Raw genomic sequence first — 16,790 nt, 5'->3', positions numbered from 1 at the left:
GTATTGCCGTAACAGGTGGGAGAGTAGGTCGGTGCCTTTTTTTATACAGAAGCCTTTGCTATACAGCAGAGGCTTTTTTGTGTTTATACCTTTTTATACCTGAGCTATTCTTACTTTAAGCTTCATTTAAATCCTAAATTTGTTCTATATTTGAGATGCTTTTATTTCAGCAACAATGTCACATATAACAATTATAGAATTAGCGGAACGTTTAGGTCTATCCAAGTCTACAGTATCACGGGCTTTCCGCGATGGTAATGATATCAATCCAAATACAAAAGCACGTATTTTAAAAATGGCTGATGAATTAGGCTTTTCACCTAATATGTATGCGAGCAATTTAAGAGCTAATAAAAGCAGTACCATCGCTATTATAATACCTGAATTTGGAAATAAATTTTTTAGTCAGGCGATTAAAGGAATTGAATTGGTTGCCCGTTCAAAAAATTACCATACTTTAATTTATGTAACAGACCACCGCGTGGATAAAGAAGCTTCTATTATACGATCGTTGATCAACGGACGAGTAGATGGGGTTATTATGTCTGCTTCTGGTGAAGGCCATGATCATAGCCATCTTCAGGTACTAAAAGATAATAATATACCGGTTGTTTTCTTTGATAGAACTTATGATGATGTGAATACCAGCTATGTAACTGGAAACGATTTTGAAGCAAGTTTTGCTGCTACAGAGCATTTAATAGAGAACGACTGTAGACGAATTGCTTATTTAGTAATTAATCAAAATGTCTCTATTGGTAAGGTACGTATGGCGGGTTATCAGGCTGCTTTGGAAAAATATAAAATTCCTTTTGATGCTAATTTGGTGCTTGATACCGTGAATGAATCAGAAGGTAATATGGAAGACATTAAGAATTTGTATAAAATACAGAAACCTGATGGTTTATTTGCTTCAGTTGAACGTTTGGCTATTTCGGCAATGCGTGTTGCCAAAGGTCAAGGAATTAATATTCCTTCTGAATTAAAGTTGATCTGCTTTTCATGTTTAGATATTGCAGATCTTCTAGAACCTGGATTAAGTGTTGTTAAACAACCCGCTTATGAAATGGGAAAAACTGCTACAGAATATCTGTGTCAACTGATTGCTAAACCGATTAGCTTCTCTAATCAAGAAGTAACTTATCTGGAATCTTCTCTAATTTTTCAGAAATCTAGTAAAAAAAATCATTAAAAAGTTTGGATTTAAGCCTTTAGCTTTTTATCTTAGATAAATATTGGGAACGTTCCCAGTATAGGATTACCAATTGTAAAGGGATTTTAGCTTTGAATTCATAGTATATTTTTAGCGTACAAGATGCTTTAATGCATCATTATGGGAACGTTCCCATAAATTATATTACCAATTGTAAGGAGTTATGAGACATTATTTTATCTGTATATTTTTTAGTATATCGGTTATTTTTTTTAGTTGTAAAAAAAGTAATCCTGCCACTATAGCGATAGAAAGTGAAGTGTCTCCTAGTGATATTGGTTTAGTCACAACGAATAAGCTGTTTAATTACTGGGATGAGTCCATTACATTTATGTTTGATGTAAATAAGGGGAATCGGGCACTGGTATCGGCAGATGGACCATTGTTTTTACATATTGGGCTAATTACTGCTATAAGTAAAGATGAAAATGATTGGAAAGAGGTTGCTACGGATTGGACAAAAAATGATGATGCATTTAAGCTAAGCCGTCAATCTGATGGACGGTATAGCATCACGTTAAAACCGAGTGAAGTTTTTAAAGGAATTGCTGGAACTGATGTGATTAAAATTGCGTTAGTAGTACGCAATGGTTCAGGAACAAAAATTCAAAGGAATAGAGAAGGGTCTGATATTTATGTAGATGTTGCTACAAAAGGGGAAGTTCATCTTTCATTTTTAAAACCTAGTACACAGCCTACATATATTTTAACATCGGAAAAAGAAGCTTATTTATTGAATGAAGAGCTCGCTATCGAAGTTTTTTCTACGGTAGCGGGCAAACTTTCACTACGTATTGATGAAGTTGAACAGGAAATTGTAAGCAATTCATCGCAGCACACATTTAAATGTAAGTTTGGAACTTTAGGTGTACATCTTGTTACTGCTCGCATAGAAGTTAATGGAAATAGCTACGAGAAGAAGTTACGGATATTCGTTAATGATAAGCCTGAAATTGCAGCACTTCCTATCGGCGTCAATAAGAACGGTGTAACGATCGACAAGGAAAAGAAAACAGTGAGTTTCGCGTTAACTGCTCCTGGAAAATCAACTATTTTTCTATTAGGTAGTTTTAATAATTTTCAGGCAGAATCAAAGTATGTCTTGAAACAGACGCCTGATGGAAGTACATGGTGGTTAACAGTAGCAGATTTGGATTTTTCAAAAAAGTATACCTATCAATTTCTAATTGATGGTCAGTTAAGAATAGGGGATCCTTATAGCAAGTTAGTATTGGACCCAATCTATGATAGCAATTTAGGAAGTTCGGTCGCTGAGTTGCCAGCATATCCGATACAGCAGACTACAGGTCAGGTGAGTGTATTGGAATTGAATGGTACGCACTATCCTTGGAAAGTTCAAAACTTTAACAAACCAAATGCTTATGATTTAGTGATTTATGAATTGCTTACACGTGATTTTTCAAAACAGCATAATTTTAATGCGATACGCGATTCCATTCCATATTTAAAGCGTCTAGGTATTAATGCCGTCGAACTGATGCCTGTTCAGGAAAGTGAAGCCAATTCTACTTGGGGTTACAATCCTTCTTATCATTTAGCCGTGGATAAATATTATGGTCGTGCAAATGATTTAAAAAGTCTCATCGATAATCTTCACCAGTCAGGAATTGCGGTGATCTTAGATGTGGTACTTAATCATGCATTCGGACAATCACCTCTCGCTCAACTGTATTTTGAAGGGCAAACGATGAGCTCTAACAATGTTTGGTTTAATATGATACCAAGACATCCTTTTAATGTCGGATATGACTTTAATCATGAAAGCCCTTATACACAAACTTTTGTGAAGGATGTTCTGAAGTATTGGATTACAGAATTTAAGATAGACGGCTTCCGTTTCGATTTATCAAAAGGATTTACACAGAAAAATACGGGTACTGCAGAAACTAACGTTGGGTCTTGGTCTGCTTATGATGCTAGCCGGGTTGCGATCTGGAAAAATTATCATGATTATCTTAAAATTCTTGATCCAAGTTGCTATGTCATTTTAGAACATTTCGGTTCTGATCAAGAGGAACAAGAATTAGCTGCTGAAGGAATGTTACTGTGGAATAATTTAAATGGGAATTTTAATGAAGCGACTATGGGCTATAATAGCGGATCTAAATCGGATTTGAGTAGATTATTTGCGGAATCACATGGTTTTAAGACAGCTAATATGGTGAGCTACATGGAGTCTCATGATGAAGAAAGAATCCAATTTAAGAATGCTCAATATGGTTATGCTGACGGTTCTTATTCTGTTAAGAATCTTGCTACTGCTTTAGATAGGATTCAAGCAGCAGCAACGTTTTTGTTAACTAGTCCTGGTCCAAAAATGATCTGGCAATTTGGTGAATTCGGTTACGATATCTCGATAGATGAAAATGGTCGAACAGGGGAAAAACCATTGAAATGGGATTATTTGTCCAACATTTCTCGTACGCATTTATTTGAGCACTATGCAAAATTGATCAGGTTGAAAAAATTAAATTCAATTTTTAGAAAAGCAACTTTATTATCGTCCTCACTGCAGGATGGATTGAAATACTATACCATGTCTGATGGAAATCAAACTGTATTTGTTATCGGAAATTTTGACATTGTAACGAGAGCGTTTCACATTACATCAGATTTAGCGGGGAGCTGGTATGATAATATGACTCGATCGAATCTAAATTGGGATCAAAATAGTCAGATTACAATTAAGCCTGGTGGATATTACCTTTTAAGTAAAACTAAATTAATAAACTAAATATATAAAATCAATTACATTATGAGCAAATTTACATTACGTGCTGTAATGACCTTTGGTCTTTTGATGATGCTTTGGATGAATGCTTTTTCACAAAATTCTTCACTTTCTGGTAAAGTGGTGGATGATAAGGGAGAAATTGTGATCGGAGCTACTATTGTAATCAAAGGAAGTCCAATTTCAACAGCAACAAATCAAAACGGGGAGTACACAATTAATCAAGTGCCACTAGGAAAGACGACTGTTACGGTCAATATGATCGGTTACAGTTCTATGGATTTACCGATCCAAATTGTCTCCGGTGCAAATGTGTTGAATTTCAACTTGAATTCAAGTACCAACGATTTAGAAGAAGTAGTTGTGATCGGTTACGGTGTGGCAAAGAAAAAGCAAATTACAGGTTCTATATCAAGTGTCGGTCCAAAAGAATTTAATACTGGGGTAGTGAGTTCGCCTGACCAGTTATTGGCAGGTAAAGTTGCAGGTTTGACGGTGAATAGATCAGGTGGTGACCCTACTGCAGGATCCACTATCCAATTGCGCGGACCATCGTCATTGACTGCTAGTTCTTCACCATTGTATGTGATTGATGGGGTAGTCGGTGCAAACATTGAATTGGTAGCACCAGATGATATCGTATCGATGGATGTTATGAAAGATGCTTCGTCCACTGCAATTTATGGGTCACGTGCTGCAAATGGAGTTATTTTCGTGACGACAAAACGCGGTAAAGCAGGTAAGCCTGTCTTATCTTATAGTGGTTATGCTGCTATTGAAAGAGTTGCAAATCGTGTCAATGTGTTAAGTGCAGCTGAGCACAAGCAATTTGTTGCAGACAATGGTTTGACTGTAGCTGCCTCTGAGACTGGTTTTGATACTGATTGGCAAGATGAAATAACTCGGACTGGGGTTTCTCATAATCACAATCTCTCGCTAACAGGTGGTTCTGAAGGAACTCGCTATAATGCTTCTGTAAATTACTTTAATAACCAAGGTATTGTGAAAAGAAGTGATTTAGAAAGGGTCGTAGCGCGGGTTGGAATTGATCAAAATGCTTTTGATGATCGCTTGAAATTAGCGCTTAATGTTGCAAATAGTATGAACAAATCCAATCATGTAGACTACGGGATTTTTAATGGGGCAGCTCGTTATCTGCCTACTTCACCGGTTAGTTCTGATGATGTTGCTTATGCACCATATAATGGTTATTTCCAAGTACCTGGAAGAACAAACTATTTCAATCCTGTAGCCATGTTAAATCAACGCGATGAAGAGCGAAATAACAATACTTTGCTAGCTAGTTTAAAAGCGGATCTGACGATCTTCAAGGGATTGACCTGGACTAACGTGATATCGTATCAGCAAAATCAATTTGATAAAAAATACTATATGCATCGTACAGACTTTGATTCGAAAGCATTGGGAAGAGGATTTGCTGAACGTTCAAACTTGAAAAATATAGATAAGATTTTTGAGTCTTATGTTAATTATAATGTCACTAAGAATCTTCATTCTTTTGATGCAATGGCTGGTTATTCGTATCAGAAAACTAAAAATAATGATGGTGTTGTTGCTTCTTCTGTCGGTTTTATGTCTGACGATCTAGGAGGCAATAACCTTAATTTAGGAACCTTGCCAGATGGTTATAATCCTTATAGTACATATCCTTATATTTTAGAATCTTTATTGATTTCGGTTTATGGTCGTGTGGGATATAATTATGATGAAAAATATTTGTTAAGTGCATCTGTACGTCGTGACGGTTCATCAAAATTTGGAAAAAATAATAGATGGGCAACATTTCCTTCAATTTCCGGAGCTTGGAGAATAAGTAGGGAAAGTTTCATGCAAGACCAAGATTTATTTAGTGAATTAAAGTTACGTATGGGGTATGGTGTTTCAGGAAATCAAAATATAGATCCATATCGACAGATCATTATTTTCGGTCCTCAAAATGGTCAATTTCTATATAATGGTAATTGGATGAATGCCTATGGCGTTAACCAAAATGAAAACCCTGATTTAAAATGGGAAAGTACATCAATGTTTAATGCTGGATTGGATTTTGAATTATGGAGAGGGCGTTTTGGAGGTACCATTGAATATTATAATAAAGAAACTAAGGATTTATTGTATGAGTACGACGTTCCTTCGCCACCTTATCAGTTCAATCGTTTATTAGCTAATGGAGCAAGCATGAGTAATAAAGGTGTTGAGATCACTTTAAATGCCGTCGTTTATCGCAATAGTGATTTTTCATATAATACAACTGTCAACTTCGCCCGTAATATCAATAAGGTTGGTTCATTAGCTTCTAATATCGAAAATATTGGCGTATCGCAGCGTTATGAAGGAAGTATTGGTCTTGACGGTTGGACCGGTCAAACGGCAGCAATTGTTTTACCAGGTCATGCATTAGGAACATTCTATGTTGCTAATTATATGGGCTACGATGAAGTTGCGAAGAAAACGATTTATCAAAAACCAACAGGTGAACTTGTCACACAGGATCAGATTTCGGCACCAGATGATTATATGGTCATGGGGCAGGCGCTTCCTAAATTTACTTATGGATGGAATAATAGTTTTCAATATAAAAACTGGGACTTAAACTTCTTCTTACGTGGTATGTATGGCAATCAAATTTTTAATGCTACCCGTGCCGATTTAAGCCGTCTTCAACAAGCAAATGTGACGAATATTTCTAAAGATGCAGTTGAAGAAGGCATCTTTGAAACTCCACTAATTGCTTCTAGCAGATTTATTGAAGATGGTTCATTTTTAAGACTAGATAATGCAACATTGGGTTATACATTTAGTACCATAGAATCTAAATATTTAAAAAATGCTCGGTTATATGTATCTGGACAAAATTTATTTACGATAACCAAATATTCGGGTGTAGACCCAGAGGTAAGTTTAGGTGGTTTAGCACCTGGTGTTGATAATAGAAATTATTATCCGAAAACAAGATCTTTCTTGTTAGGTGTGAAATTAACTTTTTAACCCTTATTCACAATTAGTTATGAAAAAGAGATTCAGTAAAATTCATTTATTCTTATTTGCCGGGTTACTGGTTGCAGGACAGTCTTGTACCAAATTTGACGATAAGATGTATTCAGCATATACAGAAGATACATTTCCCAAGACTCCAGAACAATTTATCGCCTTAACAGGGCCTGTATATACCAGTGCAAGAGGTTATTTCGATAATTATTTTAGTCTGCAAACAGCGGGATCTGATGAAGTTATTATCCCAACAAGAGGAGGAGATTGGTTTGATGGTGGAAAATGGCGGGACATGCATTACCATACTTGGTCAGCGTCACATGAAGTTGTTCAAAATAATTGGGATTGGGGTTTCAATGCAATAGGTACTTGTAACCGTGTGCTTAGTATTTTAGAACAAGCTCCAGAATCAACTACAAAAGCACAGACAATTTCTGAAATAAAAGCCATGCGCGCTTGGTATTATTTTATGATGATGGATGCTTACGGAAACATTCCGCTAGTTACCAGCTTTGATACAGGAACAGAGTTACCGGCAACTACAGCTCGGGCAGAAGTCTATAAATTCATTGTAAAAGATTTAGAAGATAATCTAGCAAATTTAAGTGAAGAAAAAACAGAAGCTACTTATGGTCGACCAACAAAATGGTTTGCACATACCTTATTAGCAAAACTGTACTTAAATGCACAGGTTTATAGTGGCACTGCAAATTGGAATAAGGTGGTTGAACATAGCAATGCTGTAATTAATTCGGGGAAATATGCGCTAGAAAATGATTTTTTGACGCAATTTAAACCTGATAATGGCGCTTCAAATCCTGAACCAATATTTTCAATTCCTTATGATGCTTCCCGTGCTACAGGGAATACTTTATTCAACCGTGTACTACATTATGCACATCGTCAAACCTTTGAATTGAGCATTAATCCGTGGAATGGATGGAGTGCACAACCGGCCTATTTTGACTTGTTTGAAAATGCGGATAATCGTAAAAAACAATGGTTATATGGTCAACAGTATAATTCTACGGGTCAACCTCTGAATTATAACGGACTTAATGTCGTGTTAGATCCATATAATTATAAATTAATACCTGGATCTGATTTTGACATTGGAGGAGCGGATGATGGAGGACGTTTAGCAGGTGCACGTTGTATTAAATACTATCCGGATAAGAACCAGATTAGTAATAATGCCGGCAATGATGTGGTTGTATTCCGCCTAGCAGACGTGTTGCTGATGAAAGCCGAAGCTGTTTTAAGAGGAGCTACAGCAGCAAGTGTTTCTCAAGCTGTTGATGCAGCTAATCAGGTCCGTAAACGTGCATTTCCAGTTAATCCGGAGAAACATTTTACGGCTAGCACATTAACTTTGGACGCTATTTATAAAGAACGTGCCTTAGAATTTACGTTTGAATTGACCAGAAGAACAGATATGATTCGTTTTGGTAGATGGGAAGATGCTCAGTTATTTAAACCAGCAAATGCTGGAGAAACTTACAAACGTCTATTTCCTATTCCCGCAAGAGCAAGAGCTAATAATAATAAATTGGATCAAAATCCTGGTTATTAATCTTTAAATGAATAGAAATTATGAAAATGTCTAATATATTTCGATTACTATTAGTTTTATTTGTTGGTATTACTTCCCTTTTGTTCTCTTGTAAGAAAGTGGAGCACGGTACGGACGTTCCAATATTGTCGATTAACGAAAGTACAGTTTCGACCATTCAAGTCGGGAAAAAATTAAAAGTTAGTTTTATTGCTAATCAGGTTACGGATTTTACATTCTCTATTGTACCCGTAAGTGCAGGCGAAGCTTTGTTCACAGAAAATATTACTGTTGATCCCAATACATTTATTTTATCAAAAGAATTTGATATTCCTAATCAAGCATCATGGATAGGAGAGGCTTTACTCAAAATCAGTTATAATTCTTCAGGACAGATTATTGAAAAAACAAGACCAATTACTTTCACAGAGAGTAATCCACAAATGTTTCTTGTTGGAGGCTCAGTTGCCACTGGTTGGGAACCAACTTTAGCGCTTCCGATGAGTTTGTACGATAAAGAAAGTAAAACTAAGTTTGAGATTTATGAGTACGTTACCGTAGATGGTTCTGGCTTTAAATTTTTACCGACTAATGTTGACTGGACAGATGCTTTTGGTAAAGGAGCAACAGACGGAACATTATTACAAAGCGGTGATGCTGGAAATATTACTGTTTCTTCGAATGATTTTTATAGAATTCGGATGGATGCTGAAGCTAAAACCTATGAAGTGTCAAAATCAACCTGGGGCGTTATCGGTAGTGCAACTCCTAAAGGTTGGGATAGTGATACAGATTTAACTTTTGTAGGTAGCAAGGGAGTATATACCTGGAAAGTAACAGTAAACCTGGTTGCGGGTGAATTAAAATTCCGAATGGACGATGATTGGGCTGTGAATATCGGAGGCGACTTATCCGCTCTACAACAAGATGGTGCCAATATAGCAATTGCTACTGCTGGTAAATACGATATTGAACTGTCACGAACAGCTTCAGGTTATTCTGCAAAAATTTCTAAAAACTAATTTAATAGGGAGCATGAGGCTCCCTATTTCTTCAAACTTTTTTTGAACGATGATACGTTTATTGTTAAGTGGTGTTTTTATGCTACTTCAGCTTTCTTATGCCTTCTCTCAAGGTAAATTTTCTATACAAAGAGTCGAACCTTTGCATTGGTGGGTTGGTATGAAATCTTCTGATTTGCAGTTGATTATTTATGGAAAAGGCATTGGGAAGAGTACGGTTAAAATCAAGAAGCAAGGCTTAACCTTAGTCAAAACTAATCCGGTTGAAAATTCCGATTATTTATTTCTAGATCTATCGGTTGACTCCGACGCAACTGCTGGCTTTTATCCAATTGAATTTTATGAAAATAATAAGCTATTAGGAAGCTATAAATATGAATTAAAAAATAGAGAAACATCTTCTGTGAAAGCTCAGGGTGTCCATTCCGACGATTTGATCTACTTAATCATGCCAGATCGCTTTGCCAATGGAAACACAAAGAATGATCAAATAAAAGGTTTACGGGAGATTCAGGTAAACCGTGATTCCATGTATGCTCGTCATGGTGGTGATATAGATGGTGTTATTCAACATCTAGATTATCTAGCTGATCTAGGAGTTACTTCTGTGTGGTTAACACCATTACTGACCAATGATATGCCCCAGGCTTCCTATCATGGTTATGCAAATACAGAAAACTATCATATTGATCCACGATTGGGAACCAATGAAACCTACCGTAAACTTGGGGAGGAACTACACAAACGAAATATGAAATTGGTGCATGATGTCGTTCCGAATCACGTAGGACTGTATCATTGGACCGTAATTGACAAGCCTTTTAAAGACTGGTTGCATGAATGGCCAAGTTTTACACAAACCACTTATAAAGATCAGACTATTTTCGATCCTTATGCTTCCGTTGCAGATCGCGAGCGAATGGAAAAAGGATGGTTTGTAGAGACGATGCCCGACATGAATCAAGAAAATGAATATGTTCAGAAGTATATTCTACAGAGTCATATTTGGTGGATTGAGTATGCAGGTATTGATGGTTTTCGTATAGATACCTATCCATACAACGATTTGGATTTTATGGCTAAATGGACAGCTGCAATTCAAAAAGAATATCCTCAGTTTTCATTCTTTGGTGAAACATGGGTACAGTCTGTACCGAATCAAGCTTATTTCTTAGGAGGAAAACGTGTTGGCCAGTCGATCGATACGAAGCTTGATGGTGTCACTGATTTTCAATTAAATTATGCTATCGCAGATGCATTGAATAATGAAAAGGATGGTGCAAATAGATTGTATGCAACTTTAGGATCGGATTATCAATATCCTAATCCATTAGCGAATGTAATATTTTTAGATAATCATGACAAGGACCGTTTTTTCTCTGTGGTTGGAGAGGACATAGAGAAGTATAAAGCGGCATTCTCTTGGTTGCTGACATCTCGTGGTATACCACAGATGTATTATGGTGCAGAGGTATTGATGAAGAATTTTAATAGACCTGATGGCTTGCTACGTGAAGATTTTAAAGGTGGATTTGCGGGTGATACTGTTAATAAATTTAATGCTTCAGGCCGATCTGATGCAGAAAATGAACTGTTCGATCATATTAAAAAGTTAGCGAATTATCGTAAGAATAATACGGTGCTACAATATGGAGCAACACAGCATTATGTACCGGAACATAATGTGTATGCATATTTCAGATCTCACGAAAACCAAGTGGTATCTGTTTTTATGAACTGTAATGACAAGGAGGTTAAATTACCCTTAGCTCGATTTAGGGAGAGTATGAAAGAAGCAACGCGAATGAAAAATATTTTAACAGATATCGATCAAGAAATACCATTGGAAATTACATTAAAACCTCATCAAACAGTGGTGTTTGAATTAAAAAAATAAAAAATGAAAAGTGCATTGGACCTTTTGAAGGAAATTAAGGGAGTAATTTTTGATCTCGACGGTGTTTTGGTGGATACTGCGGTATTTCATTTTCAAGCTTGGAAAAGACTTGCTCAGGAATTGGGATTTGATTTTACAGAGATTGAAAATGAACAATTAAAAGGTGTAAGTAGAATTGCTTCACTAGAGAAAATTTTAAACTGGGCTGGAGTTGATGCTTCTGAAAGTGAAAAAATAGAAATGGCAGAACGGAAAAATCGCTGGTATTTAGATTTAGTTGAGCAAATGAAAGCAGATGAAATTTTACCTGGATCTCTTGAACTGTTGCATTGGTTAAAGAAAAATGGATATCAGGTTGCATTAGGGTCTGCGAGTAAAAATGCACCGCTTATCCTCGAGAAAACGGGTATGATTTCTTTTTTTGATGTCCTTGTTGATGGTAATAGTGTGAGTCTTTCTAAACCTAATCCAGAGGTTTTTTTAAAAGCTGCCCGTGATCTTAAGTTACTTCCAGAAGTATGTCTGGTGTTTGAAGATGCGCAGGCCGGGGTAGATGCTGCAAGGGCTGCAGGAATGAGCGTGATTGGTATCGGTTCAAACTTGAATGGAACCGATTTGTCAATCAGCAGTTTGGAAGAAGTTTTAAATTAATTAGTTGATTTTGCAATGAAAAATTACATCGTCCACGATGAGTGGAATATCATAGAAGAAGGGTTTCAGCCCGCATATAATGAAGTCTCAGAAAGTATATTTTCTATTGGAAATGGAAGAATGGGACAAAGAGCAAATTTTGAAGAAGACTATAGCGGTAAATCATTATCAGGATCATATTTGGCTGGAGTTTATTATCCTGATAAAACCCGCGTTGGTTGGTGGAAAAATGGTTATCCTGAATATTTTGCGAAGGTTATTAACGCTATCAATTGGATTGGTCTTCATATCGAAGTGAATGGTGAGGTTTTGGATCTCGCAAAATGTGATGTATATAGTTTTCAACGAAAACTGGATATGAAGCATGGATTATTAATTCGATCTTTTGACGCTAGACTTCAAAATGGTATGGAGATTCGTGTAAAGAGCACGCGGATATTTCATCTTTTTCAGTCTGAAACAGCATCTTTAAAATATACTATCCAAGTTCTGAATCAAAAAGCTTCTTTACAGGTGGAGTCTTATTTGGAAGGAGATGTCGTGAATAGAGACAGTAACTATGATGAACATTTTTGGAATTTTATTTCAAGTGGTACATCAGATTCACAGTTAAATGTGACGATGAAAACGAAGAAAACAGATTTCATAGTCCGTGCTGATTTGTTTAATAACTTTACTTTAAATAATAAAACTCTGGAATCCAAACCTTCAAAAGAAGGTGCATATGTTTCTGAAAGTGTAGCAATTTCTGTAGAGCCAGGTGATATATTCTCTGTAGAAAAACGTGTTTCAATGGTTACTTCTCAAAATTATAGTGAAACTGAATTAGTTGTGACGGGAAAAGAAAATATCGAAAAAATTTCTGCCATAACATTTGATGAATTACAACATAATCAGGCGCTGGCCTGGGGAAATTTCTGGAATGAAAGTGATATTGAGATCACTGCAGATGTTGCCGCACAGCAAGCTATTCGTTTTAATATATTCCAATTATACCAAACTTATACTGGCGAAGATTCCAGACTTAATATTGGTCCAAAAGGATTTACGGGAGAAAAGTATGGTGGTGTGACCTATTGGGATACAGAGGCTTATTGTGTTCCTTTTTACCTTGCTACGCAACCCTCGGCTATTGCCCGCAATTTATTGCTGTATCGCTATCAGCATCTGGATAAGGCGATTGAGAATGCCGCAAAACTTGGTTTTTCAAAGGGAGCGGCTTTATATCCTATGGTTACAATGAATGGAGAAGAGTGTCATAACGAATGGGAGATTACTTTTGAAGAGATCCACCGTAATGGCGCAATTGCTTTTGCCATCTATAATTATCAGCGCTATACCGGTGATTGGTCATATGTCGAAAATTATGGGCTTGAAGTATTGATTGCTATCAGTCGTTTCTGGGCACAACGTGTCAACTGGAGTGCGGAGAAGGATAAATATGTTATACTGGGAGTTACTGGTCCTAATGAATATGAAAACAATGTCAATAATAACTGGTATACCAATACTATTGCTAGCTGGTGTTTAAAGTATACGCTGGAATCCATACAAACGTTAAAAGATAGTGATCATATCAAACTAAAGGTCTTATTTGAAAAAGTTGCTTTTAAGCAAGAGGAAGCCGTAACATGGCAGCATATCATGGATCATTTATATTATCCGATCCATACTGAAAGCGGTATATTTTTACAACAGGATGGTTATTTAGATAAAGAGCAAGTCTTAGTTGCTGATTTGCCTGATACAGAGCGACCGATCAATCAAAAGTGGAGTTGGGACCGTATTTTGAGATCATGTTTTATAAAACAAGCAGATGTACTTCAAGGCTTATATTTCTTTGAAGATCAATATGATTTAGATACGATAAGAAAGAATTATGATTTTTATGAACCGCGAACTGTTCATGAAAGTTCACTGTCACCCTGTGTTCACGCTATTTTAGCTTCAAAATTGGGTAATGAGGCTAAAGCATATGAATTTTACCTTAGAACAGCCCGTTTAGATCTGGATGATTATAACAATGACACCGAAGATGGATTACACATCACATCGATGGCCGGAACCTGGATGTCTATCGTCGAAGGTTTTGCAGGGATGCGGGTGAAAAACAATACATTGATTTTTCAAACTTTCATTCCTAAAACTTGGGAAAGTTATGCTTTTCATGTTCAGTTTAGGGGGGTGAAATTATTTGTGAAAATAAAACAGCATGATTTTGAACTGATCAATAAGTCTAATCAAGAAATTAATATTATTTTTAACGGAGAGGCAATCTCTGTTAAGCCAAGTGCATAACCAGCTAAGCAATAAAATTATGATTTCAAAACTGCATAAACCAAAACTGTCAACTGTTCAGATTATCAATATGAGCATAGGCTTTTTGGGTATCCAAACAGGGTTTGCTCTTCAAAATGGTAATGCCTCGCGCATTCTCCAGACATTTGGAGCTGATGTTGAGCATTTATCACTTTTTTGGTTGGCAGCTCCGATCACCGGAATGATCGTTCAGCCCATAATAGGCTATTATAGTGATCGGACATGGAATAAAATTGGACGTCGCAAACCTTATTTTTTGATCGGTGCTATTTTAACTGCAATCGCACTGATATTAATGCCTAATGCTGCATTGTTTACGGCTATTTTACCTCCGTTATTAGTAGGGGCGGGAATGTTGACCATTATGGATGCATCAATTAATGTTACGATGGAACCATTTAGGGCGTTGGTTGCAGATAATTTACCGAGTTCACAACGGAGTTTAGGATTTTCTGTTCAAACCTTTATTATCGGATTTGGGGCAGTAATAGGATCTTGGTTACCGTATGTGTTAACTCATTATTTTGGAGTGGAAGGAACAGCTGCAGAAGGGGTAATTCCTCTCAATGTAATATATTCCTTTTATTTTGGGGCAGGTATATTGCTGTTATCCATTTTATGGACAGTTTTATCGACAAAGGAGTATAATCCGACGGAATTAGCTTCTTTTGAAGATGCATCTCAAGAAGTTGAAGTTGAGCATCGTTCTGGCTTATTTGCTATTGCTGCAGATTTTAGATCCATGCCAAAGACGATGAAACAATTGGGTGTCGTACAGTTTTTTTCATGGTTCGCACTTTTTATGATGTGGGTGTATACTACTCCCGCAATCGCAGAACATATCTTTTATTTAAAGGGGGGGGATAAATCGAAGCTTTACATGGATGCAGCCAATTGGGTAGGAGTGCTTTTTGGTATTTATAATGCCGTTTCGGCAATCTATGCTTTGTTTTTAGCTAAGATAGCAACTAAATTTGGGCGCAAGCAGACACATGCTTTTTCACTTGCTATGGGAGGTCTAGGATTGATGTCCATATTTATAATTAAAGATCCCAATCTCTTAATTATTCCTATGATTGGGGTAGGACTGGCTTGGGGAAGTATATTAGCAATGCCATATGCTATTTTGAGTGACAGTTTGCCGGCAAAAAAAATGGGGGTTTATATGGGAATTTTTAATTTCTTCATCACATTTCCTCAGATTGTCTGTGGTTTTTTTGGAGGTTATATGATCAAGATATTCTTTGATAGTAATTCTGTTTACGGAATATTATTAGCAGGTGTCTTTATGCTACTTGGTTCATTATCTGTATTGCGCATTAAAGATAAAATTTAAGATATAATATGGATAAAAAAAAGCTTCTCTATTGAGAAGCTTTTTTTGTTCAAATTGAAAGATATTTTTTAATTTAGAGCTTATCTGTATAAATGCATTCATATGTTTAGCACTCGAATTACTTATATTCTTTTTCTTTTTTCTTTTATTTTTCTATCAAAATTAAAGGCCCAAACTGATGACCGGACATTAGATGATGGGGTGATTCGTATACTGGCTATTGGTAATAGTTTTTCAGAAGATGCTATTGAAAACAATTTGTTTGAACTGGCAAATGCTCGGGGGAAAAAAATTGTGATCGGTAATTTATATATAGGAGGAGCACCCTTGGAGCTACATGTTAAAAATGCTTTGGGAGATAGTAGTGCCTATAGCTATCGAAAAGTAGATGAATCCGGAGCGAAGAGCGTACATGAGCATATGAAAATATCGGCTGCGCTTTTAGATGAACCATGGGATTATATCAGTTTTCAACAGGCAAGCCCTCTATCGGGAAAATATGACACTTATGCAAAGGATTTACCTTTGCTATATGCTTATGTAAAGGAGCATGTCAAGTATCCGGAAACTAAGTATATTCTACATCAAACATGGGCTTATCAACATGATAGTGATCATAGTGGATTTAGTTTATATGAACGCAATCAAGAGCAAATGTATAAAGCTATTGTATCGACATCTGAAAAGGTATATAAATGGGGGAATTTTTCAATTTTGATTCCTTGTGGAACTGCAATACAAAATGCTAGAACGACTTATGTCGGAGACCATTTTACACGGGATGGCTATCATCTTAATTTAAATTATGGTAGATTTATTGCAGCCTGTGTTTGGTATGAAGCCCTATTTAAGGAAGATGTTCGGAATAATGCGTTTGTACCGCTTTCAATAAGTTATGTTGAAAGTAAAATAGCAAAGCAAGCCGCTCATCATGCTATTATACATCCATATAATATAACGCTTCTCAAGGATTATACTTTTTGGACTTATTGATATCTTATCGATGAAACAGAAAAGGCAAAGATTTTTATTTAGA

The 16,790-nt window shown here is 36.3% G+C and carries 10 protein-coding genes; all 10 read left to right on the top strand.

The annotated features are described in order from the left end of the window. The first annotated feature begins 175 nt into the window (after positions 1–175). The 10 genes from EDF66_RS20330 to EDF66_RS20285 all read left to right on the top strand — a co-directional run bounded on the left by EDF66_RS20330 (position 176) and on the right by EDF66_RS20285 (position 16,747). A complete protein-coding gene (locus EDF66_RS20330; RefSeq protein ID WP_132844692.1) occupies positions 176–1,192 on the top strand; it encodes a LacI family DNA-binding transcriptional regulator in 1,017 nt (338 codons plus the stop codon). A gap of 184 nt (positions 1,193–1,376) precedes the next feature. Then, positions 1,377–3,968, top strand: coding sequence for an alpha-amylase family glycosyl hydrolase (locus EDF66_RS20325; protein WP_132844690.1), 2,592 nt, complete (start codon positions 1,377–1,379; stop codon positions 3,966–3,968). A gap of 21 nt (positions 3,969–3,989) precedes the next feature. After that, positions 3,990–6,974 (top strand): SusC/RagA family TonB-linked outer membrane protein, encoded by a 2,985-nt coding sequence (locus tag EDF66_RS20320; protein WP_132844689.1) that lies wholly within the window; start codon positions 3,990–3,992, stop codon positions 6,972–6,974. Between the two features lie 19 nt (positions 6,975–6,993). Then, complete coding sequence (locus tag EDF66_RS20315) at positions 6,994–8,550, top strand: RagB/SusD family nutrient uptake outer membrane protein (RefSeq protein ID WP_132844687.1); 1,557 nt, start codon at positions 6,994–6,996, stop codon at positions 8,548–8,550. A gap of 26 nt (positions 8,551–8,576) precedes the next feature. Continuing rightward, positions 8,577–9,551: a SusF/SusE family outer membrane protein gene (locus EDF66_RS20310; RefSeq protein ID WP_165902476.1), complete on the top strand. Its 975-nt coding sequence runs from the start codon at positions 8,577–8,579 to the stop codon at positions 9,549–9,551. A gap of 49 nt (positions 9,552–9,600) precedes the next feature. After that, positions 9,601–11,448 (top strand): glycoside hydrolase family 13 protein, encoded by a 1,848-nt coding sequence (locus tag EDF66_RS20305; protein WP_132844683.1) that lies wholly within the window; start codon positions 9,601–9,603, stop codon positions 11,446–11,448. Between the two features lie 3 nt (positions 11,449–11,451). After that, complete coding sequence (pgmB, locus tag EDF66_RS20300; RefSeq protein WP_021187800.1) at positions 11,452–12,099, top strand: beta-phosphoglucomutase; 648 nt, start codon at positions 11,452–11,454, stop codon at positions 12,097–12,099. 15 nt (positions 12,100–12,114) lie between these two features. Then, the gene (locus EDF66_RS20295; protein WP_132844681.1) at positions 12,115–14,397 is read left to right on the top strand and encodes a family 65 glycosyl hydrolase domain-containing protein; all 2,283 of its coding nucleotides are present in this window, start codon (positions 12,115–12,117) and stop codon (positions 14,395–14,397) included. 19 nt (positions 14,398–14,416) lie between these two features. Next, entirely contained in the window at positions 14,417–15,754 is a 1,338-nt protein-coding gene (locus EDF66_RS20290; RefSeq protein ID WP_132844680.1) for an MFS transporter, read from the top strand. 102 nt (positions 15,755–15,856) lie between these two features. Then, positions 15,857–16,747, top strand: a complete 891-nt coding sequence (locus tag EDF66_RS20285) for a DUF4886 domain-containing protein (protein ID WP_132844678.1) — start codon at positions 15,857–15,859, stop codon at positions 16,745–16,747. Positions 16,748–16,790: the final 43 nt, after the last annotated feature.

Source organism: Sphingobacterium sp. JUb20 (assembly GCF_004342035.1).
Taxonomy (GTDB): Bacteria; Bacteroidota; Bacteroidia; order Sphingobacteriales; family Sphingobacteriaceae; genus Sphingobacterium; species Sphingobacterium anhuiense.
The sequence above is the reverse complement of the archived record's forward strand: the minus strand, read 5'-3'. Positions and strand labels throughout refer to the sequence as shown.